Source organism: Runella zeae DSM 19591, assembly GCF_000423565.1.
Classification (GTDB): domain Bacteria; phylum Bacteroidota; class Bacteroidia; order Cytophagales; family Spirosomataceae; genus Runella; species Runella zeae.
This window is the reverse complement of the sequence record NZ_KE384038.1, coordinates 340,222-362,973: the sequence shown is the minus strand read 5'-3', so window position 1 is coordinate 362,973 and position 22,752 is coordinate 340,222. Positions and strand designations below refer to the sequence as shown.

General features: G+C 41.7%; 19 protein-coding genes. 13 read left to right on the top strand and 6 right to left on the bottom strand.

Annotation, left to right across the window (positions count from 1 at the left end; translation table 11 throughout):
• Nucleotides 1-200 precede the first annotated feature (200 nt).
• The 3 genes from G563_RS0124280 to G563_RS38540 all read right to left on the bottom strand — a co-directional run bounded on the left by G563_RS0124280 (nt 201) and on the right by G563_RS38540 (nt 6,814).
• Nucleotides 201-3,635 carry a 3-keto-alpha-glucoside-1,2-lyase-like domain-containing protein gene (locus G563_RS0124280; protein ID WP_028667619.1) on the bottom strand — a complete coding sequence of 1,145 codons (3,435 nt, stop codon included), beginning with the start codon at nt 3,633-3,635 and terminating at the stop codon, nt 201-203.
• A gap of 31 nt (nt 3,636-3,666) precedes the next feature.
• A complete protein-coding gene (locus G563_RS0124275; protein ID WP_028667618.1) occupies nt 3,667-4,941 on the bottom strand; it encodes a Gfo/Idh/MocA family oxidoreductase in 1,275 nt (424 codons plus the stop codon).
• A 223-nt stretch (nt 4,942-5,164) separates the two neighbouring features.
• The gene (locus G563_RS38540) at nt 5,165-6,814 is read right to left on the bottom strand and encodes a glycerophosphodiester phosphodiesterase family protein (RefSeq protein WP_063828435.1); all 1,650 of its coding nucleotides are present in this window, start codon (nt 6,812-6,814) and stop codon (nt 5,165-5,167) included.
• 535 nt (nt 6,815-7,349) lie between these two features.
• Here G563_RS38540 and G563_RS37760 point away from each other — a divergent pair.
• From G563_RS37760 to G563_RS0124210, 13 genes are all read left to right on the top strand, one after another.
• On the top strand, nt 7,350-7,619 hold the full coding sequence (locus G563_RS37760; protein WP_084650966.1) for a LuxR C-terminal-related transcriptional regulator: 270 nt from the start codon (nt 7,350-7,352) through the stop codon (nt 7,617-7,619).
• 129 nt (nt 7,620-7,748) lie between these two features.
• Entirely contained in the window at nt 7,749-8,033 is a 285-nt protein-coding gene (locus G563_RS35725; protein ID WP_037328000.1) for a helix-turn-helix transcriptional regulator, read from the top strand.
• A 191-nt stretch (nt 8,034-8,224) separates the two neighbouring features.
• Nucleotides 8,225-8,725, top strand: coding sequence for a hypothetical protein (locus tag G563_RS0124260; RefSeq protein ID WP_028667617.1), 501 nt, complete (start codon nt 8,225-8,227; stop codon nt 8,723-8,725).
• Nucleotides 8,726-8,739: 14 nt separating this feature from the next.
• Nucleotides 8,740-9,249, top strand: coding sequence for a hypothetical protein (locus G563_RS0124255; protein ID WP_028667616.1), 510 nt, complete (start codon nt 8,740-8,742; stop codon nt 9,247-9,249).
• A 19-nt stretch (nt 9,250-9,268) separates the two neighbouring features.
• Nucleotides 9,269-11,596: a TonB-dependent receptor gene (locus tag G563_RS0124250; RefSeq protein WP_028667615.1), complete on the top strand. Its 2,328-nt coding sequence runs from the start codon at nt 9,269-9,271 to the stop codon at nt 11,594-11,596.
• Nucleotides 11,596-12,435, top strand: coding sequence for a DUF4249 domain-containing protein (locus tag G563_RS0124245; protein WP_028667614.1), 840 nt, complete (start codon nt 11,596-11,598; stop codon nt 12,433-12,435). Before G563_RS0124250 ends, G563_RS0124245 begins: the two co-directional genes overlap by 1 nt.
• Nucleotides 12,436-12,615: 180 nt before the next feature.
• Nucleotides 12,616-13,335 carry a hypothetical protein gene (locus G563_RS0124240; protein WP_028667613.1) on the top strand — a complete coding sequence of 240 codons (720 nt, stop codon included), beginning with the start codon at nt 12,616-12,618 and terminating at the stop codon, nt 13,333-13,335.
• Nucleotides 13,336-13,491: 156 nt separating this feature from the next.
• On the top strand, nt 13,492-15,855 hold the full coding sequence (locus G563_RS0124235; protein WP_084650965.1) for a TonB-dependent receptor: 2,364 nt from the start codon (nt 13,492-13,494) through the stop codon (nt 15,853-15,855).
• Entirely contained in the window at nt 15,852-16,676 is an 825-nt protein-coding gene (locus G563_RS0124230) for a DUF4249 domain-containing protein (protein WP_028667611.1), read from the top strand. Before G563_RS0124235 ends, G563_RS0124230 begins: the two co-directional genes overlap by 4 nt.
• Before the next feature lie 5 nt (nt 16,677-16,681).
• Nucleotides 16,682-17,314 (top strand): hypothetical protein, encoded by a 633-nt coding sequence (locus G563_RS0124225; protein ID WP_028667610.1) that lies wholly within the window; start codon nt 16,682-16,684, stop codon nt 17,312-17,314.
• Between the two features lie 29 nt (nt 17,315-17,343).
• Nucleotides 17,344-17,988: a hypothetical protein gene (locus G563_RS0124220; RefSeq protein WP_028667609.1), complete on the top strand. Its 645-nt coding sequence runs from the start codon at nt 17,344-17,346 to the stop codon at nt 17,986-17,988.
• A gap of 101 nt (nt 17,989-18,089) precedes the next feature.
• Nucleotides 18,090-18,566, top strand: a complete 477-nt coding sequence (locus G563_RS0124215; protein ID WP_028667608.1) for a hypothetical protein — start codon at nt 18,090-18,092, stop codon at nt 18,564-18,566.
• A gap of 28 nt (nt 18,567-18,594) precedes the next feature.
• The gene (locus tag G563_RS0124210; RefSeq protein ID WP_028667607.1) at nt 18,595-19,134 is read left to right on the top strand and encodes a hypothetical protein; all 540 of its coding nucleotides are present in this window, start codon (nt 18,595-18,597) and stop codon (nt 19,132-19,134) included.
• A 68-nt stretch (nt 19,135-19,202) separates the two neighbouring features.
• Here G563_RS0124210 and atpG read toward each other — a convergent pair whose 3' ends face one another.
• The 3 genes from atpG to atpA all read right to left on the bottom strand — a co-directional run bounded on the left by atpG (nt 19,203) and on the right by atpA (nt 22,696).
• Nucleotides 19,203-20,093 (bottom strand): ATP synthase F1 subunit gamma, encoded by an 891-nt coding sequence (gene atpG, locus G563_RS0124205; RefSeq protein WP_028667606.1) that lies wholly within the window; start codon nt 20,091-20,093, stop codon nt 19,203-19,205.
• 98 nt (nt 20,094-20,191) lie between these two features.
• Complete coding sequence (locus tag G563_RS0124200) at nt 20,192-21,109, bottom strand: class I SAM-dependent methyltransferase (protein ID WP_028667605.1); 918 nt, start codon at nt 21,107-21,109, stop codon at nt 20,192-20,194.
• 9 nt (nt 21,110-21,118) lie between these two features.
• Nucleotides 21,119-22,696, bottom strand: coding sequence for a F0F1 ATP synthase subunit alpha (atpA, locus tag G563_RS0124195; RefSeq protein ID WP_028667604.1), 1,578 nt, complete (start codon nt 22,694-22,696; stop codon nt 21,119-21,121).
• Nucleotides 22,697-22,752 lie beyond the last annotated feature (56 nt).

The following is a 22,752-nucleotide window of genomic DNA, read 5'->3' as shown; positions in this document are numbered from 1 at the left end:
TGCCTCGGAGAGGCACAAGGTTTGTAGCTGACAAGTCCATAAAGACAAATGACTTCGGAGAAGTCAAACAGAAGCTTGATTAAAGAGAGAATCAAAAGATAGGTATGATAAGCAAAAAACCTTCTGTTTATATTTGAGAGATAGTACCTACTCAAATACAAATCAGAAGGTTTTTTGGACAAACTTGGCAAGTTTTACGCTTACTTTTTACGCTTTTTCTTTTTTTCGGGAGCTTTTTCTTCAACTACTATGGGAGTATTGTTGACAGGCACTGTAAGGTCTTTGATTCTTATATTTCTGAATCTTACCACATCGCCATGTCCCAAAAACCCAATATACCCCGACGTACGACTCAAACCAGGGTGGTCACGATGGTCGGCTGTTCCATTTTTAGAAGCCTCGGCCAAGTCACCGTCTAAAATGACCGTTCCGTTGAGCGTCACTTTTACTTTAGAGCCTTTTACTTCAACCTCCTGATAATTCCACTCCCCTACGGGCTTCAAATAGCCACGCTTGGCCGCCAGAATCCCGTAGGCCGAACCGTGATATTGATACGGCTGAAGGTTTTTATAAATCTCTGCTTCATTGTCCAAAATCTGAAGTTCCGTTCCTACATAAGCGGCATCTCCTTCCAATGGTGCCCGAATTCCCAAACCATTGTTGGCACCGGGTGTGAGGAGAAACTCAAATCTAAAGACAAAATTAGCATACTCATCTTTGGTATAAAGGTTGCCTTTACCACCACGGTTGGGATAAATCACCATTTCTCCATTTTCGACAATATAGTCTGTGGTATTTCCAGTCCACTCAAACATATTGGTTCCGTCAAAAAGAATTTTATAGCCTTCTTTCTTTTCATCTTCGCTCAATACAAAAGGCGTAGGGCTTGGCAGCTCACGCACATAAATATCGCGGTAGGCCACCAAAGTGCCATGCGCTTGGAGTTCCAATTGTTCGACTGGGAAAATAGGCTGTTTGCGATCCCAGTAATTTTCCAAAATCACATTATCCACTACCAATTCCCCATTGAGACGCACCGTTACACGGTCGCCCCGCATGATGATGTGAAAAGTATTCCAATCGCCAATGGCATTGTCGGCCAATTTAAGCGGCTTACTTGGTTGTTTTTGGTTGTTGTAAAGTCCCCCCGACCCTACTTGTGCACCTACATCTACGCGTGAGGTATCCCATACTTGCACCTGTGGCGAACCACGCAAGTAAATTCCGGCATCGCCTTTGGGTTCGATTTTCCAATCTACGTACATCTCAAAATCACCGTATTTTTTTACCGTACAGAGATTGTCACCATGCCCCGTAAAAATAAGCTCTCCGTCTTTGGCTAACCATCCCTTACGCATTATCTCATCGGCTTTGATTTGTTTTTTGGCCAATGTATCGGGGTGCATTTTAGCACGTGCAATAGGATTACCGACCAAGCCTTTCCAGCCGGTCAAATCTTTGCCGTTAAACAATGACACAAAACCTTCGCCTGTGGGCATTTCGGCCAACCATTTGCGAGCGGCTTCTTTTTGGGAATCATTGTTGACAACGTTCATGGCCTTCGTAATCCATTGACGTATATCATTACCCGTTAGTTCTTTATTAGCCATTGCTGCATTCAACACTACTTGCGCGGCAGTCTGTTGCAGTTCGGTATTATCTAAATAATTGCTTGCCGCAATAAGGGCATTGAAAGTGCGATTTCTGACAAGTTCTTTCAGAATACTTTCCTTTTGAGCCGTTGTTTTGGCCACCTCCAATACCTTACGATACGCCAAGGCTTTTTGAGTAGGTGTTTGTCTAGCGTTAGTGATTGCCTTTACATAGCCACTTACGATTTGGTCGAGATAAGCGGCATTAGAAGTGGTTTTTCCAATTTTGTACAATTCGCTTGTAGCACTTATATCAGCCCAATTGGTCAATGCCCCTAAAGCAGCCTTTTGAGTAGCTTCGTCGCCATTGGCGAAAGAAGCACCTACGGCATCAAGCGCTTTTTTTGTACCAATATTTGCCAGTACTTGAAGATAATTAGGCTTTTTGTCAGCACTTACTGCATTGATTCTTGATACGATGGTCTCGGTCTGCTGGGCAGGCGAGCCTGTTCCTTTCAGCGCCGCTGTAACGGCCTCTTGAAGCGATTTGATGTGTTGGGCATCCGTTGTCGCATCTAAAATCCCATATAAGGTGTTTAAATCTTTGGCACTAACCACACTCTTCAACGCCGCAAAAGCCGCGCTTTTCACGGCACTATCATTGTTTTTTAATTGTGCCAAAATCACGTCGAGGTGTGCATCAGCCCCGCGAGCCGCCAATACTTCTATAAGAGCAGGTTGAGCCGTAGCAGGCATGGTAGGAATCGCCGCCGCTACTTGGTTTACGACCCCTTCTCCTTTCATCATTAAAAGCGCATTTTTCACGGCACTTATGTCTTCAGAAGTACCTTTTTTGGCAGCACTTAATAGATTTCCCAATACACTTTCCTGACCCATTTTAGCGGCTGCTTTAATGGCCGCCGCTCTTACTATCCCTTCTTTATGACTGATGTTTTTTAGAATAGTAGGCAGTGCTGTTTTGGCTTCAACTCGTCCCAACATCTCTATGATTTCGGCTTGTGATTGCGGTTTTGAAGTGGGCAAAGCCTTTAGCCAAAGGGCCGTTGTAGCAGGGGTAATGTATTTTTGCGCGATTTTCAAGGCCGCTATGCGATAGCTTATATCGGGGCTGGCAGTGGCTTTGACAAGTACCGGAACACTTGCATTCCCCTGACTATCAGCCAATAACTTCAACGCTGCCGAGCGAGTAGGGATTTGCTTGGTTGAGGTCGCATTTTTTAGAAGGTCGCTTGTAGCGGCTTGCACCGTAGCCTTATCCCCTTTTTCGACTAGTCTTTCTAAATAAGTTAAATAAGACGACGTAGCATTGGCTTCATCGTAGCTGTAAGAAGCTTTGGTAGCGGCATTTTTCAAAACATTGAGGGAAGAGCGATGTCCGATATTTGCCAAGGCGTAGAGTGCTACTTTACGGAGGTTTACATCCTCGCTAGTCGCCAATTTTTCGATGGCTGTCGCTGATGCGCTAAATTTGCTATCTCCTAAGGCTTCTACGATCGAAAGCTGAGTGCTTCCTGAGGCATTGGTCAAAGCTTGAGCCAACGCCTGTCCGGCGCTTGAGGTAGCGATTTTTGCCAATGCTCTAGCCGCTGGACCGCTCAATTTTGGGTCCGACAAATAAGGTGCAAGCACTGCCACAGATTCGTCTTTTCCGACCTGTTGGAGTTGAAAAATCAAGAATGCTTGATTTTCTTTATCGGCTACTTTACCGAGTGCTTCGCCGTAGGCTTCGGCGGCCATTTTGCGCAGGTCTTCTTTACCATTTTGGGTTACAAAATAAGAAAACCCACCAAGTGCATATTGAATTTTTGCATTATTACCTTTATCAGCCGAAACCAACATGGATGCCAATTGAGCAATGCCTGATTTGCCCAATGCCGCCATATCTTCCATGTTTTTTTGGAGTTGTTTGGCATTTTGTGCAGGAAACTGCCCTAAGAGTGTGGTGTACTTACTATCTACTTGAGCGCGTAAAGTAGCAACACCCAACAAAAAACTGAAGAGTATATATTGTATTTTTTTCATAATGATTTACAGAAGATGGTCTTGGGGGTTATTAAATCGTCCACGGGCCGCGCATGGGTTGGTCGATGAGGCGATTGGCACCTTCATCATCCACAAAAAGCTGCTTTACAGGGTCAAATTTCAGCGAGCGACCTAAACGCAATGCCGCCAATCCCATATTGACAATGGTACATGAGCGATGCCCATTTTCTTCGTTGAGCGCAAATTTTTGTCTTTTACGCACCGCCTCGGCAAAATCAGTTATTTGAGGTTCAGAATCTGGGAAAGCAGCCAATTTTTTCTCCAAATCGGGAATATCCGAGCGAAAACCAGGATATAGTTTACCTTTGGGGCCTTCGATATAAGGTACATTGGCATCTTTGGCTTCACCGTCCAAAACTATTTTACAGCCATCAGCATAGGTGTATTCGATTCGTCGCCAAGTGCCTACGGCGTCGGTGTGCTGCTGAGGCGCGTCTATTTCGACACTAATCGGACTGGTGTGGTCTTTGCCTAAAAAGTACTGAATCGGATCTAAGTAATGCTGCCCCATGTCGCCAAGTCCCCCACCGTCATAATCCCAATATCCCCTAAAAGTACCATGCACACGGTGCGCATTGTAGGGCTTGTATTGCGCCGGGCCAAGCCACATTTCATAGTCCAATTCGGCTGGAACAGGCTCAGGTTTTAAGTCGGTTTTGCCTACCCAATAAAACTTCCAATCAAATCCCGTGTGCCGGCTCACTGTCACCTTGAGCGGCCAACCAAGCAAGCCACTTTCTACCAGTTTTTTGATGGGTTTTACGGTGGTATTCATGCCATAGAAGTTAGACTCAAATCGAAACCAAGTATTGAGTCTAAAAATACGTCCATGCTGCTGGACGGCTTCTACCAAACGTTTGCCTTCTCCGATGGTACGGGTCATGGGTTTTTCACACCATACATCTTTACCAGCACGGGCAGCATCGGCGGCGATGATACCATGCCAATGCGGAGGAGTAGCTACGTGTACAATATCCACTTCGGGCAATTGAATGAGTTCACGATAATCTGAAAAGGTTTTCACGCCTTTGTCTAATTCATTCATTGCCAGCTGAATATGCCGCTTATCGACATCGCAGATTGCTACTACTTTGGTGCCAGCATACGGAATGTGTCCACGACCCATTCCGCCCACGCCCACAATACCCTTAGTGAGCTGATCGCTAGGTGCTAAATAGCCTTTGCCCAATACATGACGGGGCACAATAGAAAAGGCCGCTACCGTTGCGAGCGAGCCTTTGAGAAATTTTCTTCTTGAAAAATTTTGAGGGAGAGATTTACTCATGGTGATAGATGAATCAAGCTTGGAAGGTCTAAAATTGAACAAGACCTTCCAAGTTTTATAGTCGCTGAAATCCAAACTTGGAAGGTCTAAAACTGCATAAGACCTTCCAAGTTTTACATGCGCTGAAACCTAAACTTGGAAGGTCTAAATGGCACATTTATTTAAGCAAATAAATAGCCTCAATTACTTATTTATTTTAAAAAAAATAGGTTCATTTTTAAAATTATTGCTTTTGTACAGCAGGATAATACTTTTCTAACCATTCTACCATTTTAGCAAAAACATCGACCGCTGCATCAGCACTCATGCCATGTTTCTCTTTGGTATAAATTTCAAGGTGATTTACTATTCCCAAAGAATCAAGCTTTTTATGGAGATTTTGAGCTTGGCTTACGTGTACAAGTGGGTCTTCACCACCGTGAAAAATGAGCGTGGGGACTCCCGTTTCTTTGGTCAAATGATAAGCCGGACTCGCATCCAAGCAAATTTGGGCTTTGGGGTCAGCTTCCCCCAAAAAATTAATGACGGTATTGTTGGCATCACTACCATCTGCCCGTACCGACTTATCCGACAAATCGGTAGGCCCCCATAGGTCAAGTACTGTTTTTACCTGCTTCGCTTGGTCGTGTCCATAGGCATAAAGCAAGGCCAAATGCGCCCCCGCGCTTGCCCCAATAATGGCAAATTCTTTTCCGTTGTATTGATAACGTTTAGCCTTATCCGTTATAAAAGAAATTGCTTTTTTGACGTCTTCAATTTGAGCTGGAAAACGGTTTTTACCGTCTTTCACCAAGCGATAATTGATAGATACCAAAGCATATCCTTTTTCACCAACGAGTTTTTGAATAAGCGGCTCAGGAAACTCCGATTTATCGCCCCTACTCCAAGAACCACCATGAATATACACAACAACTTTGGTTTGCGCATTATGATTTTCGGGAAAATAAGCATCCAACAAATTGTCTTTACCCGGTGCCTCTCCGTAAGCAATATCCTTAAAAGCCCGATAGCTAGGTTTGGCGGCAAGCACGGCTGCGTTGTTGTTCCTAATACCCTCCCTTAATTTATTTTCATTCAAGTACTTAACAAGGTCTTCGGGGTGGTCGGTTTGTACACCATCCACTCCTTTTTGCAAGGCACTTTGCCACATTTCGGGGCCTTCGGAGGGGTTTTGTACATCGAGCCACACAGCGATACCGTTTCGGTGCGCCACTTCTAGCATCCCTTGGTCGGAGATATTGTCTAATACTTCAAGCTTGGCTTGTCCCAAAAAGAACCCCAACTTTTCGGGGGTATTGATAGCCTCCGTTAGGCTTGTCATCAGGGGGATTTGTGGTGCAATACTCCGCCACTGTTTGTACTGAGGTATTTTGTTGATATACACCACCACTTGTTTTTCCATACCTTCGGCCTGAATCTCCTGCCAAGTCTGCGCCACATCAGCCTCCTTAAAATCAAGGTAAATATGAATACGTCCTTTGCACAGTTTTAGCACCTCTTTAAAAGTCGGAATTCGGTAAGAGTGGGCATCGGAAGGCTGATTTTTCTTAATATTTAAAGCCGAAAGCTCCGCCCATGTCAAATCTTTGACAAGTCCTTTGCCATCGGTCATTCGGTCGACGGTAGCATCATGATGAATCATCAGCACTCCGTCTTTGGAGGTTCGCAGGTCTATTTCTACATAATCGGTCCCCGCCTTAATCGCATCTTCATAAGAAGCCAAAGTATTTTCGGGAACATGCTGATGATTGCCACGATGAGCAATCACCACAAATTTGTGTTGGGTCTGAGGGAGGGATGCAGGGGTAGTTTGGGCAAAAACAGCCTGAACTACCATCCAAAAAAAGCATAATTGAGACCAGATACTTTTCATCAGATAAGGATTTAGAATTCTATATAATACTCCTAAAAGGACAGAAAAGACTAGAAATACGCATAACTTTCTACGTTTAGGCAGTGGGGCAAAATTCCTAAAGTAGCAATGTAGGTGTTGAAAAATGTAAGCCCGCTATTAACCGATTAGGCCCCGAAGTGATTCATTTTACAACACATTCTTATTAAAACAAAAAAGTAATTTCAAAAAAAACAAGCAAGTAAAACAATAAAATATTGCCACGAACAGTAATAATATTAAAACAATATAATAAATTATGTATAAGTCATTTATTTAAAACACACCATTTGCCGTTTGATAAATTTTATATTTTTTGTTTGTTTTTTAAAAAAAAGTTAATGTATATTTGAAACCTATACAGCAAATCATACTTGTTGTTTCTACCCTACTTCACGTTCAGATACCTTGACAGTTTTATTTATTAACTGTTTTCTAGGAATGCTTTGTCTTCAGAAAACCTTTAAAATAAAAGTGTTGACATAATAAAAGGATAGAAACCAATGTAGATACATATATGACAGCCAACCTCCACTTATCAGATGATTTCTACGGCTTGTATCAGCTAGAGCTGCTACTACGTGATGAATCCATAACAATAAGCCGCCAACAGCTTAAAGTGCTGTATTGGGCATTCCACGGCAAGAACAATGTCGAAATCTCCACCCTTTTGGGCACGAGTATTTCCACTATCAAATCCCACAAAAACAAGCTCATCGCCCAAATTGGCAGAAAAGGACGAGCGGATTTTAGAAGATTTTTGTTTGAAAAATCCTCGTTAAAATGAGGTAATGAGGAATTATCCTTGTTCAAAAGTGACTCTCTACGTTTTGATCAACTCACTTAAAAAATTATCGCAATGTGTATCAAAAGAATACCCATTGTTTTTGTGAATTGAACTAAACCCGTATTTAAAATGCCTAAACTACCACCATTTTCTGATCCCGAAATGAAAAAAACATGGCTAAAACTAGCCACTTTTTTGGATAAGCACTCCCTACGCCCACAACTAACTCCCCAAGAATTGAATGTGATGTATTGGTCGCTTCAAGGCTATAACAATCCCGCAATCGCCCAAAAGCTCAACGTAAAAGAGAGTACTATCAAAACCCACAAAAACAATCTCATCGCTAAACTTGGCTTACAAGGGCGCGAAGAATTTCAGAAGTTTTTGTTAAAAATCGCCTCATCTCCACCCTAGGGTGGAGAAAATTCAAACTTTGGGTTGAAAAGCTTTAGGATTGTTTTACAGAACTTTGCCACTGACTATTGCGCATAGTTCAAAAGAGAGAAAGCCCCGCGTCAGTTTGGCCACCGTGCGGTGAAAAAACTATGCTTACCTTTTTCTAAAGGGCCTTGTAAAAGTATGCCCTTTTAACAACTTCATAAGCTATGAAAACAAACCTATTGACAGTGATTGGGATTTTTTGGGTCTTAGGATGCCAAACCAAAGAAGAGAAATATGTACAAACGGAGTTTGACCAATTGAAAGGAACGTGGGAAATCAACACCGTCGACCTTCCTTCAAGTGCTGCTGATTCGTTAAAGAATTTCTTCAAAAAAGGAGAATTTTTATTCTATAATTGCAAATATGATGCCAAAAAATTTGCAGGTGCCGAGGCTTGCTCAGGCGAAACTTCTATCAATGATAGCTTATTTGGTCTTTTTTATAATTACAATTACCAAAACAAAGTTTTTAAAATATTCATTAGCGTCAACTCAGCAAGCCCTACTATTTCTAAAGACCGGAGGTATTATTTATCTGCGGCAGCTTTGCTAGACGGATATTGGAAAATAACATTTACAGGTACAACCCTAAACGCAGAAAGAGTACTTGATAAAGAAGAAAAGGGTGACAACAAATCCATTGGTTTTAGTGCTACTAGAAAATAAAAAAAACATCCTGAATGAATATAAAACCTGTTATTATTGCTTTGCTCGTTAGTCTAATAGGCTTATTTAGCTGTCAAAACACTGAAGAGGATATGATTGAAGCTGAACTAGACAAAGTTCGTACTTCTTGGAATATTCAGTCTTTTGAGATTAGTGGAAATGTTCCAGATTCACTGAAGAATGTGTTAAAAAGTGGTGAGTTTTTATTCAAAGAATGTAAGTATTCACGAAAAACGAGAAAAACAAATACAAGGAGATGTACAGGAGATTTCTTTTTTAATGGCGAGTTTTTTGGTGGTGATTACGAATATAATTCAGACACGAAAAATTATATTATAGCTATTTATATTAAAAATCAATTTCCTGACCCACCTAAAAAACCTACCCCTAGTCAGTTGAAGATAATAGCACTGATGAGTGGCGAGTGGTCTTTGAGTGTAGTGGATAAAAAAATGACTGCCGTCCAAATAAAAAATAGCACACTGCCAGAGGTAAAGGTAGGTTTTGTAGCTACCGAAAAATAACACGTATTTAATTTCAGCCATGAACTATTGTTGGTTATTTGTTTTTTTGAGTGCTATCGTTCAGGCACAAACCGTTACGTTGAGTGGGTATGTTCGAGAAAAAGGAACGCAAGAAAGCCTAGTGGGAGTAAGTGTGGGTATGGAGGGGACGACGATTGGGACAGTCACCAATGCGTATGGATTTTATTCACTTCGTTTGCCTGCCAATCAGACTGTTTTAATTCGATTTTCGGCCTTGGGATATGCGACTGAAGAACAGACGATGACCCTGACTCAATCATTACAACAAAATATAGCGCTTACTGCTCAAGCCAAAGAGCTAGACGAGGTCAAGGTAAGCGGACAGCACCAACCCACGGAAGTAGCACAAATGAGCGTAGTGCGCTTACCCGTCTCACAAATCAAACAAATCCCAACCCTATTGGGCGAAAAAGATATTATTAAAGCCTTGCAGTTGTTGCCAGGTGTGCAAAAAGGAACGGAAGGCAGTACCGCCCTTTATGTAAGAGGTGGAGGGCCTGACCAAAATCTCATTCTGTTGGACGAAGCCCAAGTATATAATGCCAATCATTTGTTTGGTTTTTTCTCGGTTTTTAACGGAGATGCGATTAAAAACGTTGATTTTTGGAAAGGGGGCTTTCCTGCTCGCTACGGAGGACGTTTGTCGTCGGTCATTGATTTACAGATGAAAGAAGGTGGCAAAGACAAAGTTCGAGGAGAAGGGGGAGTAGGGTTATTATCAAGCCGATTGACGCTGGATGGCCCACTCAAAAAAGGAAAATCGTCGTTTCTTTTGTCAGGCAGACGTACGTATTTAGACTTGCTAACGATGCCCTTGATGCCAAAAGAAGAGAAAGTAGGCTATCATTTTTATGATTTGAATGCCAAAATAAATCTGGATTTAGGCGAGAAAGACAAACTATATCTAAGCGGGTATTTTGGTAGTGATGCGCTACGTGTCAAAGAATATATCGACCGAACATCTTCCACGATTAAAACCAACTCTGGCTTAAGGTGGGGAAATGCCACAGGCACTCTTCGATGGAATCATTTGGTGAACCAAAAGCTTTTTGTGAATACGACTTTAGCAGTGACCGATTTTCGTTTTCGATTATTTGACGAATTTGAGCGTGTTCGTAGCGATGGTGGAGAAAACAGCCATACTTTTACAGAATTTACCTCTTCCATTCGAGACTATACCCTTAAAACGGATTTTGATTATTTCCCCAACAATGCCCACCAAGTTAAATTTGGAGCATTGGTGACTCATCATCGCTTTAAACCAAGGGCGTATTTTAAAGAAAACCGAGAAGATAACACTCAAGAAAAAGATAATCAAGCTTCTAGTAATCAGGAGTTTGCTGTATATGCTGAAGATACGTATAGTTATAAGAGTTTCTCATTAAATGCAGGTTTGCGCCTGAATGGCCTCCAAACTGCTGCTCGTACCTATATTTTCCTAGAACCTCGTCTGACGGCTGGGTATTCTTTGTCTCGCAATTTGTCCCTAAAAATGTCGTATGCGCGCAACAATCAGTTTATTCATTTATTAACAAACACAGGTACGGGTTTATCGACTGACCTATGGGTACCATCCACGGAGCGGGTTCCTCCTCAGCAATCCGATCAAATAGCTGTGGGGTTGAGTAAAGCATTTCCTAAAGCAGGGCTTCAATTGACCATTGAAAGTTACCGTAAGTGGATGCGAGGCATTGTTGCGTACAAAGAAGGAGCCACATTTTTGTCGTTTGATGAAGGAGCCAAACCTTTACAATGGGAAAACAACGTAACGACAGGGCGTGCGTGGTCGTATGGCACAGAGGTGCTTCTTCAAAAAAATAAAGGTCGATTGACGGGATGGGTGGATTATACGCTTTCGTGGACGGTACATCAGTTTGATTCGCTCAATAATGGAAAACGATTCTATCCACGCTATGACCGTCGCCATGATTTTTCGTTGGTGGCTTCCTATAAATTATCTCCGAAAGTAACCCTTTCGGCCAATTGGGTCTATGCCACAGGCAATGCGCTGACAGTACCCCAAGGCTTTTATTTCACACAAGGGGGGCTAGGGCAAACGTTTCCTGAGCGTTTTGACTATCTAGGGAGTCGCAATAGTTTTCGAGCCGAAGCTTACCACCGATTAGATGTTGCCGTGCAATTTCACAAGAAAAAACGCTGGGGAGAACGTACTTGGGAGGTAGGGCTTTACAATGCCTATAATCGTCAAAACCCGCTTTACTATTATTTAAAAACCGAAAACTCCCCTGAGGGACAGCGGAGCAGGTTGGTAAAACGAGCTTTGTTTCCTGTAATTCCTTCGGTAACGTATAACTTTAAATTTTGATGAAAATAGGTAGTTTTTTTGTCGGGCTGGTGAGTATTTGCCTTTTGTCTTGCCAAAGTGGTGTTGAAATAGAACGAATTTCGGCGGAGAATTTATTTGCCGTTAGTTCACTAATTTCTCCGCAAGATTCTATTGTAAAGGTATATGTTTATCAAGGGAAGGCACTGGGAAGTGTGGTTCGTTCGGGCGAAGCAGTCATCAAAGACGCCAAAGTCAGTATAGAGGATGATAGCACAGTACATTCATTGTCTTTTGATGCAAAAAATAATAGCTATTTTATTGATAATCGCACCCTAAAAGTTAGAGCATCAAAAAGTTACCGACTTCGAGTGTCACTTTCAACTGGTGCTATTCTCAAAGGAAATTGTACAGTACCACCTAATCCTGATAAGGTTGTCGTTGCGGGGAATAAAGAGGGAAATGATTATGCTTTTTCCATTCAAAAACCTGCAAACAATGTTTCTTTTTTTACCTTTAATTTTGAGCTAAAAAATATTGTTTTTGTCCCAAAATTAGGAGCTTCAACAGGGCCTTATTTAGGCTTGTTGGTGGGTAATGGGCTATTTGATGCGAAAGATTTTACAGTCAATTCTATTGAAAATAAGGTCTTTAATGCCTATTTGGCAGAATCTGTATCATTACAAACAATGCTTTATTCGCTTGACAGCCACAGCTACCATTACCTCAAAACAAGAGCAGATGCTTATACATGGGAGGCGAATACGAGCGGTCTTATTCCTAATTTAAAAGAACCAAAACCTCTTTATTCCAATATTGAAGGTGGGGTAGGAATTTTTGGGGCGTACAACCAATCCATTAGCCTCACCCCCATTCAATAGTTTAACTACTTAGCAATAGGCTGTAAGCCATGAGCCTTTTATTAAAAAAGGTTTTAGAGTCTCCGCTGTGATTGCCAAAAAAATCGCCTCATCTCCACCCTAGGGTGGAGAAAATTCAAACTTTGGGTTGAAAAGCTTTAGGATTGTTTTACAGAACTTTGTATTTTAATCAAGGGGCTTATGAAAGCGTATTTTCTAGTTTCTACTGTTATTTTTTTTATTCACATTTACGACGACGCGTCTATAAGGGAGGCTGTAAAAGACACACTACAATCCAAAAGTAAACGGGAAGGAGCTGAAATAGATTTACTAAGCTATTCCATTCCTCCCATGAATGGAAAACCTGTTTCGATAGGGGCGCTTATGGAGCTAAAAACAAAGGGAATCCCGATGATGGAAGAAGAAATTGTTGCTGCAAAAAAACAAAAATCTTGGCAGCAGATGGATTCTCTTTTTCAAGCCCATTACCCTTCTCTCAACGACCCTGAGACTCAATTTGTGTTTGAAGAACACATGGCGCAGATTATCTTAAAAGACTTTGGGCTTCTGCTCAACACAGATAAAAAAGCCCTCGAACGGATTGCTTTTTTTACGGAGCTATTGTACAAAAATAAAGGTGTACATGCGGGGCATCTTTGTCTAGCTCTTACCCAATTGAAAGGATATTGGCCTAAAGAAAAAATCAAAGAATATGCCCAAGTCACCCACAAACGGGTAAAAGCAGAGATTGAAAAAAGGGGAGATTCTGTACAACAAATAAGAGAAAATTTCAAAGAAAACACCAAAACACTCTCACCCCAAGAACTGGCACGAGCCGAAAAAGTAGTAGGTGGAATTATTAAATCTCACGATGAAAATGTTTATTTTCTTAAAAAAATTGAGCATTTGATGGAAGAATAAACGGTGATTTTGTAGCGAGCCATAAACTATATGCTTGTTTTTATTTTTATACTTGAAAAGGGGAAGCCATACTCCTCTAAATACCTAACAATTAAGACATTTAATAAACACGATGTAACACCTAGCTAGTATTTCATTTCTAAAAAAATCTGGTATATGCACTTTTGGAAGTGGTTTATAATAGGGGCGTTTTGGATGATAAATGAAAAAAGTGTCTATGCCCAAAAAGTAATTGTGAAGGTGACGGAAGAAAGAACGGGAGAGCCGCTTTCTTCCGTCAATCTCTCTGACTCAATCAGCAATACACACACACTGACCAATCGGTATGGGCATGGAAGCATGATTTTAGGCCAGACGCCCAATTGGATACGGGCATCGTTGGTGGGCTATGAAACCACAAAAATCAAGATTTATGGAGATACCGTTTTAAAAATTGTTTTAAAACCCCATACCCTCCAAGAAGTAGAGGTTAAAGCTAAGTATCAAAATACCGAAAATATTAACCAACTGAGCATCAGTCCCACTTTGCTCAATAATCTCCCCAGCTTGGGCGGCGAGAAAGATTTACTCAAAGCGATTGGCGTGTTTGCAGGGGTGAGTATGGGAAGTGAGTTATCGTCGGGTATCAATGTACGGGGTGGTACCAACGATCAAAACCTTTTTTATCTGGATGGAGCACCTATCTATAGCACGGGTCACTTGTTCAATTTTCTGTCTTTGTTTAATGCCGATGCTTTACAAAAAGTAAACTTTTATAAAGGAGACTTTCCCGTTGAATTCGGTGGAAGACTTTCGTCGGTTACGGATGTAATGTTTAGGGAAGGCAATAAAAATAGTTGGGAAGGGAAGGCCGAATTGGGGGTAGTGTCTAGCAAGTTTTTAATCGAAGGCCCTATCAAAAAAGACAAGACTTCGTTGCTAGTAGCTGGACGGACTGCGTATTTTAATTTGTTTAATATAGGCAAAAAAAAAGCCATTGAAAAAGGCGACCCTAATGGATACTTGGGATATAATTTTTATGATTTAAACCTGAAATTTAACCATACCTTTCACCCAAATCATAAATTATTTATCAGCTACTATCGAGGCAATGATAGATACGAATCACTCCAAAATGACCCTTTTGGAACCACCAGAGACCATAATAGACGAAACCTCACCAATCAGCTATTTTCACTAAGAACTTTTCATGTATTAGGTTCTCGGTGGTTTCTCCAAACGGGCGCGCATTTTACGCGTTATCATTTCAACTACGACGAAGGCCAAACCTCCTATAGTGTGGTATCCACCCGCCCCCAACCTTGGCTGGAGCCGGAGGTGACTTTTACTAAGATTGGCGAAGAAAATAAAAGCAGCACTGGCAAAATCAGTGACATATCGGCCAATGTATTGGTTGAAGGAGCCATTACTTCAACAATCAAGGCTAAGATAGGTGGCGATATCATCAAGCATACCTACACTCCTATTGACTATCTCCAAAACAATAGCCAAGGGGATAGCTTATCTCTGAAAGAAAATGACGCGAAAGCACTTGAAGGGGGGATTTTTGCGGGTCTTTTATTCAACCTTTCGCCTCATTTTCAACTGAATATAGGTAGCAGATTCTCTTATTTCGTTACCAACCAAGCAAACTACCAAGGTTTTGAACCAAGGGTTTCATTTAGTTTTCGGAAATCGCCCAATCATCAATTTTCATGGGGGATTACTCAAATGAGGCAGTACAATCATGCCTTGCTCAAAAGTGGAGAGTTGGTAGACAAAATCACTTGGGTGCCTTCCACTCCGTCTATTTTACCCCAGCGTGCCTGGCAATATACGGCAGGGTGGAGTCATGCCAATAAGCTGTTTAAGCATAGTTTAGGGCTATTTTACAAAAGCATGAAAGACTTGAGCCAGTATCAATATTATTATGGCGACCCCTACCTCTACTACAATTGGCAAAACAATACCCTCTCCAAAGGCCAAGGAAAGGCATATGGTATCGAAATGACGCTTGAGAAAAATTACCATCGCTGGGATTGGTCCTTGAATTATACACTTTCGTGGAACAAACGGCAATTTGCCGAACTCAACCAAGGAGCCTGGTTCAACGACCTCTATGACCGTCGGCATGTATTAAATACCACTGCTTTGTTTAAAATCAACAAAACTACTCAGCTTTCGCTGCTGTGGGTGTATTACAGCGGACAGCGATACAATCGACCAGCGGGGCGGATTGTGAGCAGTCCAATGGTGCCCGACCATGTGGTCTATGACAACCTAAACAATGGCAAATACCCTGATTATCATCGGTTAGATGTTTCTTTGACTAAAAAATATTTATTATCTCGCGGACGTTTTTGGGAGCTAAACTTCAACCTTTATAATGCCTATAGCCGCCGAAACACCTATCGGTTATATCCTGCGATAGAAACCATCAGAGATGCCCAAAACCGCCCCATCGAAACCCGAAACGTAGTTAAGTCTACCTCTGTATTTCCAATATTACCATCCATAAGCATTATTTATAAATTCAGATGAGGTCTTTTGTTTGTATTTTTTTGGTAGCAGTGATAGGCTTGGCTTGTGAAGTATCTACCGTCAAAAACGTGGATATTCCTTCTGCTCCTACGAAGTTGGTAGTAAATGGGGTTGCTACCAATGTAGGCATTGGCGTTTTTGTGACAAAAACCTACCCTGTATTGGAGCCTGTGCGAGCCAATCCTCCCCTGTCAGCCATTGTAAGTCTAAAAAAGAACGAGCAAGTTTTAGAAACACTACAATTTGAAAACAATCTGTATATCACCAATAAAGCATGGGATTATAATTCTTCTTTTGTAGTAGAAGTACAAAACCCTCAGCTCGGCATCGCCAAAGCATCCCTCGAAGCTTTACCGAGTAGTATTGGTTTAAAAAACGCCTTGGCTTCTCAGATTCCCCAAACTTCGGAAGCTCAGGTAACGATGAGTTTTCAGGATTTACCGGGCGAGAATTTTTATGCTTATAAAATCATTCCCATTTACGAAGGTATTCCTTTTCAAAACGAATCTATTTACCAAATTCCTACCAACAAGCTATTGTCAGACGTAGGTTTTGAATCCCAAATACATACTATTAAAGATAGAATATTATTACGCAAAGACCTCGGCAATAATCAAGACGTTGTAGCTCGTCAGCTTAAAATCTGCTTCTATCACCTCTCAAAAAATACCTATGATTACTATCGTCTGGTGCATGATTACGACTCCTATCATGATGATGCTTTTGCCCAGTCTATTTCAGTCAGCAACAACATCCAAAATGGCTACGGATATGTAGGCGTTTGCCATATGGATACCCTCACAGTCAACATAAAACAATAAACCCCATGAAAAACATCACAAATCTCATCTATGTAGCTTCCATCACCATTCTGACCACCATCCAAAGTGCAGCCCAAATCGCCGAAGGTATCGCTTTTGGCCTAAAAGGAGGAGTCAATCAGAATAGTACGAGTATTACCAAAAAGCCAAAAAACCACATAGTCAATTTGGGTGGAGTCGGTGTCGATAGAGGATTTCAAGTGGGAGGTTGGGCAACGATTCGACTAAATCGTTGGCTATTTCTTGACAATGACCTTCATTTTCTACGTCGCAGTAATCGCTACGAAGATCCACTTCATAAGGAAATCGTGTATGCGATCAACAACTACAATTATCTAAGCCTAGGAAGTAGAATTGGGGTTACTTACAAAGGAATTTTCGCAAGTTTAGGTCCTGAATTGAATTTATTACTTGCTAAAAAAGTAGCCGGAGGTTCGGAAGCTCCTGCTTTAGAATGGGGAATAAATGGACGCCTAGGGTATCAATACAAGCGAATAAGAGCTGAAGTATTTTATTCTCGAAGTCTTTCACCTTATGAGAAAAAAACGTGGAATTTTACCCCTACTGAAAATGTATATTCATTGTTTATGAGTCGAAGTATTGGGGTTTCGGTGGGCATTATGTTGTTTAAGAATTAAAACAAAGTATGCAATAAGTACGTCTGACTATGAAAACCTACAAACACCTCATCTATGTAGCTTCCATCGGCATTCTGACCACCCTCCAAAGTACCGCCCAAATCGCCAAAGGTATTGCTTTTGGCCTAAAAGGAGGAGTCAATCAGAACAGTACAACTATTACCAAAAAGCCCAAAAACCACATAGTCAATTTGGGTGGAGTTGGTGTCGATAGAGGATTCCAAGTGGGAGGTTGGGCAACGATTCGACTAAGTCGTTGGCTATTTCTTGACAATGACCTTCATTTTCTACGTCGCAGTAATCGCTACGAAGACCAATTTCATAAGGAAATCGTGTATGCGATCAACAACTACAATTATCTAGGCCTAGGAAGTAGAATTGGGGTCACTTACAAAGGCATTTTCGCAAGTATAGGTCCTGAATTGAATTTATTACTTGCTAAAAAAGTAGCCGGAGGTTCGGAAGCTCCTGCTTTAGAATGGGGAATAAATGGACGCCTAGGGTATCAATACAAGCGAATAAGAGCTGAAGTATTTTATTCTCGAAGTCTTTCACCTTATGAGAAAAAAACGTGGAATTTTACCCCTACCGAAAATGTATATTCATTGTTTATGAGTCGAAGTATTGGGGTTTCGGTGGGCATTATGTTGTTTAAATCAAAAAAGAACAGATAAATTTAAGCTATATTTTATGATAAAATAATAAAATCTAATGGGTCTGGCGCTAAATCTCCAACAAAAAATACCCTTAGCAAATTATTAATATTAGAGCTCTTATGAAATACACTTATTATATCATTCTTTTATGGCTCGTTGCTATGATTGGGAATGCCCAGCCCATTCCACAGGTTACTGTCCAAAACCCAGAAATCGTAAAACATCTCCAGAATTATATTCATGACTCGCGAAGCAAAGGTTTTTTGCCTGACTCTTTAGGTATTGTGGTACTTTCTATACCTGCTGGCAGAGGCACTTTACATCTAATGGCTATTCGAAAAGCTCCTTCTTCTTTTTTTAGGAAGGGAGTGATTCCGGCCTATTATACCTTCATTGATGGCGTGCTCGTATTGGTAAGGTCGGGTTTTGAGGTTAGTTTCAAATACCCTGAGTCGTTTTTTAAAGAACTTGACAAGTTTGTAGAAAGCTACTATACTCCCCAAAAAAAGAGGAATAGAAATTCCCCCAAAACAATTAAAGAGGCTACCGATGGCTTTGAAGGAGGAGTCTATAATGGCACTTTTATAAAGTTGTAATCTTGTGTATCTTCAAATTTTTAGCATCATGAAATTTCTTTGGTTATTCGTTTTTGGGTTTTCAATAAGTGTTTGTAGCACGACCCAATCGGTTCCTAATGTAACAATTAAAAACCCCGCGCATTTAAAATTAATTAGTAATTATATTGCTGAGTGTAAACTCAAAACCATAATTAATGACACGCTTGGGCTTGTGTTTGTAACCTACAATCGAATCGGTGATGGCTATACCATTCATCTTTCTGCTATTAAAGAAGAGGGAAAATCTCATTTTACCCGTTTGAGAGTTCCGACACAATATACATTTGTTGACGGAGTTCTCGTTTTATTCGGGAGTCAAGTGATATACCAAACTCAATTCTCATCCTCCTATTTACAATCTGTAGATACCCTCGTGGAAGGTCACTTTAAAAGATTAGAAGAAGAGGGAGGAATGCTTGTAAAATGGAAAAACATCAACGGTAAACTTGTCAAAATTAAGTATATATCTATGGGAGGAGTACACAACGGTACGCTTGTAAGCTTTAAATTTGATGATAAGATACAACGCATCACCAAAGACATTTAGGATAATATACAAAAAAGCCTGTCTTCTGGAAGACAGGCTTTTTTATGTATAAAAACATCCTTAGTGGATTATCCTTGCGACAAGGCTTCGGCACCACCCACGATTTCGAGGATTTCTTTCGTAATCGCGGCTTGGCGAGAGCGGTTGTACTCCAAACGCAACGCTTTGATAAGCTCTTGGGCGTTTTCGGTCGCTTTGTCCATCGCGGTCATACGGGCACCATGCTCAGAGGCATTAGACTCTAGTACTGCGCGATATAGTTGGATTTTGAGCGTTTTAGGAATCAAATCTTGTACGATTTGCTCCTCAGAAGGCTCAAATATGTAATCAACTTTTGAAGTAGGCATTTTTTTCAAAGCCTCTTCATCGGCTACGATTGGCAAAAACTGCGTCGTGTTTATGATTTGAGTAGCTACGTTTTTAAATTCATTAAAAACGATTTCCACCGCGTCGTACTTTCCTTCTTGGAAATCGGCCATGATGCTCTCAGCCGCTTCTTTTACCACCCCAAAGCTCAAACGAGTATACACATCCATGTATTTGGTATTGACTTGGTAGCCTCTGCGCGCAAAAGCCTCGCCTCCTTTTTTACCCAAAGCCAAAATCTCTACATTGCCTTTAGCAGCTTGAGTAGGGTATTTTTCTTGGATAAGGGCAACCGCCGCTTTGATGACGTTGGTATTGAAGGCACCGCAAAGGCCACGGTCAGAAGTGACCGTCACAATCAACACTTTTTCTACTGTGCGAACCTGCTTAAAAGGGCTATCTGCGGCAGTCTCAGCAGCAGCCGATACCGTTGCAAGCATTTCGCTCAACTTGCGTGCGTAGGGGCGCATCTGTAAGATAGCGTCTTGAGCGCGACGAAGTTTGGCAGCGGCCACCATTTTCATGGCCTTCGTGATTTGTTGGGTCGAGTTGACCGAGGTGATTCTATTCCGAACTTCTTTCAGTGAAGCCATTTTGTTATTACGATCTTAATCGTTGAAAGATTGTTGTTAATAGTTAAATGTCAATGGTTAATTTGGAAGTCCCTATTAACAATTAACGATTAACTTTTTTAGCTGACTTTTTTTAACCAAATACTCGACCCACGACCACGTGTAGCGTAAGTAGGCATATGTTTGGAAAGCCAATCTGCGTGAAAAGTCTGTAGGAAATCGTTGTGAAACAATATCTCAAACTTATCTTGGTACATAAGGAAAGCCCTTAATATATAAGCCTCATTCCATCCAAAACGACCATTACCGTCAATCACCCATGCCTTGGGATACTCAAACGGATAAAACACATCATGTACGTGAACAATCACGCCGGGCTTGAGACGCGGAAAAATTTCAAATAAGAAATAGTTCACATCGCTTCCTGTTTTGGAGACGTGCGTAGAATCAATGAACAAAATATCATTTGCCTGAAGTTGCTCGAAATATTCTACGGGAATATCTTGTAAAGTTTTCTCAAAGATAGTAGTCTGCTTATGGTCGGCAGGTGTCAGTAGCGAGTACAGCCTGCCAGGATAAGGCTCAATAAAAGTGAATTTAACGCTTTGATTCAGAAACCGTTCGTTGGTATCTAACATCACTGCCGATGAAAACCCAGACCCCGCTTCAATGATTTGCTGCGGACGGAAATGCCGCATCATACAATGAAGCGTAGTAGCATCAGCGTGAATAAAATATTTATTGACAAAGTAATACCGGAAACCCTCTTGTGGCTCATCCGTAAACGGAACCGAAGGGTAATAAGATTTTGCAAAATTTTTCATCAATTCCACCTGGGCCTCTTCTCTCAAGTCGATACCGGGGAGCGTCCGTGGAGGTTCGGGATAAATTTGACTTTCTCTTCTGCGTACTTCTTCAACCGATACGATAGGACTATAAAAATGCCCTGCCGGAACCCGGGTGCGGTACTTGCCAATAAATCGGGCTACGTCCCCAATAAGGGGCGTAGCCTTAACGATTTCTTTAATGCGCGACATTCGAGGCGATTATGCGTATTTAGTGGCCAATTCGCGACCCACTTTTTTAATAGTATCAGTTACAGCGTCATCCAATTTGCCAGCGGCTAGGCTAGTCAATACTTGTGGATGAGCAGCTTTCAATAGATGAATAAATTCGGTTTCGAATTCTTTCACTTTAGATACAGCTACTTTATCAAGTACACCATTGATAGAAGCGTAGATAATCGCCACTTGCTCTCCTACGCTTACTGGCGAGAATTGTCCTTGTTTCAAAATCTCCTGGTTGCGGCGACCACGGTCGATGGTAAGCTTGGTAGAAGCATCAAGATCAGAACCAAATTTGGCAAACGCTTCCAATTCGCGGAATTGAGCTTGGTCAAGCTTCAAGGTACCCGCTACTTTTTTCATCGATTTGATTTGGGCATTACCTCCCACCCGTGATACCGAGATACCTACGTTGATAGCCGGACGAATACCTGAGTTAAACAAATTTGACTCAAGGAATATCTGACCGTCAGTAATCGAGATTACGTTGGTAGGAATATAAGCCGAAACGTCACCCGCTTGGGTTTCAATGATTGGAAGAGCGGTCAATGAACCACCACCTTTTACTTTGTCTTTCAACGAAGGTGGCAAGTCATTCATATTTTTAGCGATTTCGTCAGACGAAGTTACTTTGGCCGCACGCTCCAACAAACGGCTGTGGAGGTAAAATACGTCTCCAGGATAAGCTTCACGTCCTGGAGGACGGCGAAGGAGTAGAGATACTTCACGATAAGCTACGGCTTGTTTTGACAAATCATCGTAAATTACCAAAGCAGGGCGACCCGTATCACGGAAATACTCACCAATAGCCGCACCTGTAAACGGGGCGAAGAATTGCATTGGAGATGGGTCAGATGCAGCAGCAGACACGATAACGGTGTAGTCCATCGCGCCATATCTGCGAAGAGTAGCTTCTACTTGCTTTACGGTTGAGGCTTTTTGACCACAGGCTACATAAATACAATATACTGGCTCTCCTTTGTCGAAAAACTCTTTTTGGTTGATAATGGTATCAATACAAACGGCCGTTTTTCCAGTTTGGCGATCACCAATCACAAGCTCGCGTTGGCCACGCCCGATAGGAATCATGGCATCGATAGCTTTGATACCTGTCTGAAGAGGCTCAGTCACAGGCTGGCGATAAATTACCCCTGGCGCTTTACGCTCAAGTGGCATTTCAAAGGTTTCGCCTAAGATTGGGCCTGCACCATCGATAGGCTCAGCCAATGTGTTTACTACACGTCCTACGATTCCCTCGCCTACTTTTACAGAAGCGATTTCGCCAGTACGTTTTACGGTATCACCTTCTTTGATTTCGGTTGACTCCCCGAGCAATACCGCTCCGACATTGTCTTCCTCGAGGTTAAGTGCGAGTGCCTTTAAGCCATTTTCAAAAACGAGCAATTCCCCTGCTTGTACTTTTGTTAAGCCGTAGATACGAGCTACCCCGTCACCTACTTGCAGCACTGTACCTACTTCTTCGAGTTGAGCTTCGGTCTTAGCACCGGCCAATTGCTCCCGAAGTATCGCCGAAACCTCATCCGGTCTTACAGCTACCATATTATGTTGTTAAGTTTATAGTGATTCATAAATTTGCCGCAAAAATAGATTATAAA

Bases quoted from the DNA above. Each gene is read 5' to 3' on its own strand.
- G563_RS0124280 (WP_028667619.1), bottom strand. From the start codon at position 3,635: ATGAAAAAAATACAATATATACTCTTCAGTTTTTTGTTGGGTGTTGCT.
- G563_RS0124275 (WP_028667618.1), bottom strand. From the start codon at position 4,941: ATGAGTAAATCTCTCCCTCAAAATTTTTCAAGAAGAAAATTTCTCAAA.
- G563_RS38540 (WP_063828435.1), bottom strand. From the start codon at position 6,814: ATGAAAAGTATCTGGTCTCAATTATGCTTTTTTTGGATGGTAGTTCAG.
- G563_RS37760 (WP_084650966.1), top strand. From the start codon at position 7,350: ATGACAGCCAACCTCCACTTATCAGATGATTTCTACGGCTTGTATCAG.
- G563_RS35725 (WP_037328000.1), top strand. From the start codon at position 7,749: ATGCCTAAACTACCACCATTTTCTGATCCCGAAATGAAAAAAACATGG.
- G563_RS0124260 (WP_028667617.1), top strand. From the start codon at position 8,225: ATGAAAACAAACCTATTGACAGTGATTGGGATTTTTTGGGTCTTAGGA.
- G563_RS0124255 (WP_028667616.1), top strand. From the start codon at position 8,740: ATGAATATAAAACCTGTTATTATTGCTTTGCTCGTTAGTCTAATAGGC.
- G563_RS0124250 (WP_028667615.1), top strand. From the start codon at position 9,269: ATGAACTATTGTTGGTTATTTGTTTTTTTGAGTGCTATCGTTCAGGCA.
- G563_RS0124245 (WP_028667614.1), top strand. From the start codon at position 11,596: ATGAAAATAGGTAGTTTTTTTGTCGGGCTGGTGAGTATTTGCCTTTTG.
- G563_RS0124240 (WP_028667613.1), top strand. From the start codon at position 12,616: ATGAAAGCGTATTTTCTAGTTTCTACTGTTATTTTTTTTATTCACATT.
- G563_RS0124235 (WP_084650965.1), top strand. From the start codon at position 13,492: ATGCACTTTTGGAAGTGGTTTATAATAGGGGCGTTTTGGATGATAAAT.
- G563_RS0124230 (WP_028667611.1), top strand. From the start codon at position 15,852: ATGAGGTCTTTTGTTTGTATTTTTTTGGTAGCAGTGATAGGCTTGGCT.
- G563_RS0124225 (WP_028667610.1), top strand. From the start codon at position 16,682: ATGAAAAACATCACAAATCTCATCTATGTAGCTTCCATCACCATTCTG.
- G563_RS0124220 (WP_028667609.1), top strand. From the start codon at position 17,344: ATGAAAACCTACAAACACCTCATCTATGTAGCTTCCATCGGCATTCTG.
- G563_RS0124215 (WP_028667608.1), top strand. From the start codon at position 18,090: ATGAAATACACTTATTATATCATTCTTTTATGGCTCGTTGCTATGATT.
- G563_RS0124210 (WP_028667607.1), top strand. From the start codon at position 18,595: ATGAAATTTCTTTGGTTATTCGTTTTTGGGTTTTCAATAAGTGTTTGT.
- atpG (WP_028667606.1), bottom strand. From the start codon at position 20,093: ATGGCTTCACTGAAAGAAGTTCGGAATAGAATCACCTCGGTCAACTCG.
- G563_RS0124200 (WP_028667605.1), bottom strand. From the start codon at position 21,109: ATGTCGCGCATTAAAGAAATCGTTAAGGCTACGCCCCTTATTGGGGAC.
- atpA (WP_028667604.1), bottom strand. From the start codon at position 22,696: ATGGTAGCTGTAAGACCGGATGAGGTTTCGGCGATACTTCGGGAGCAA.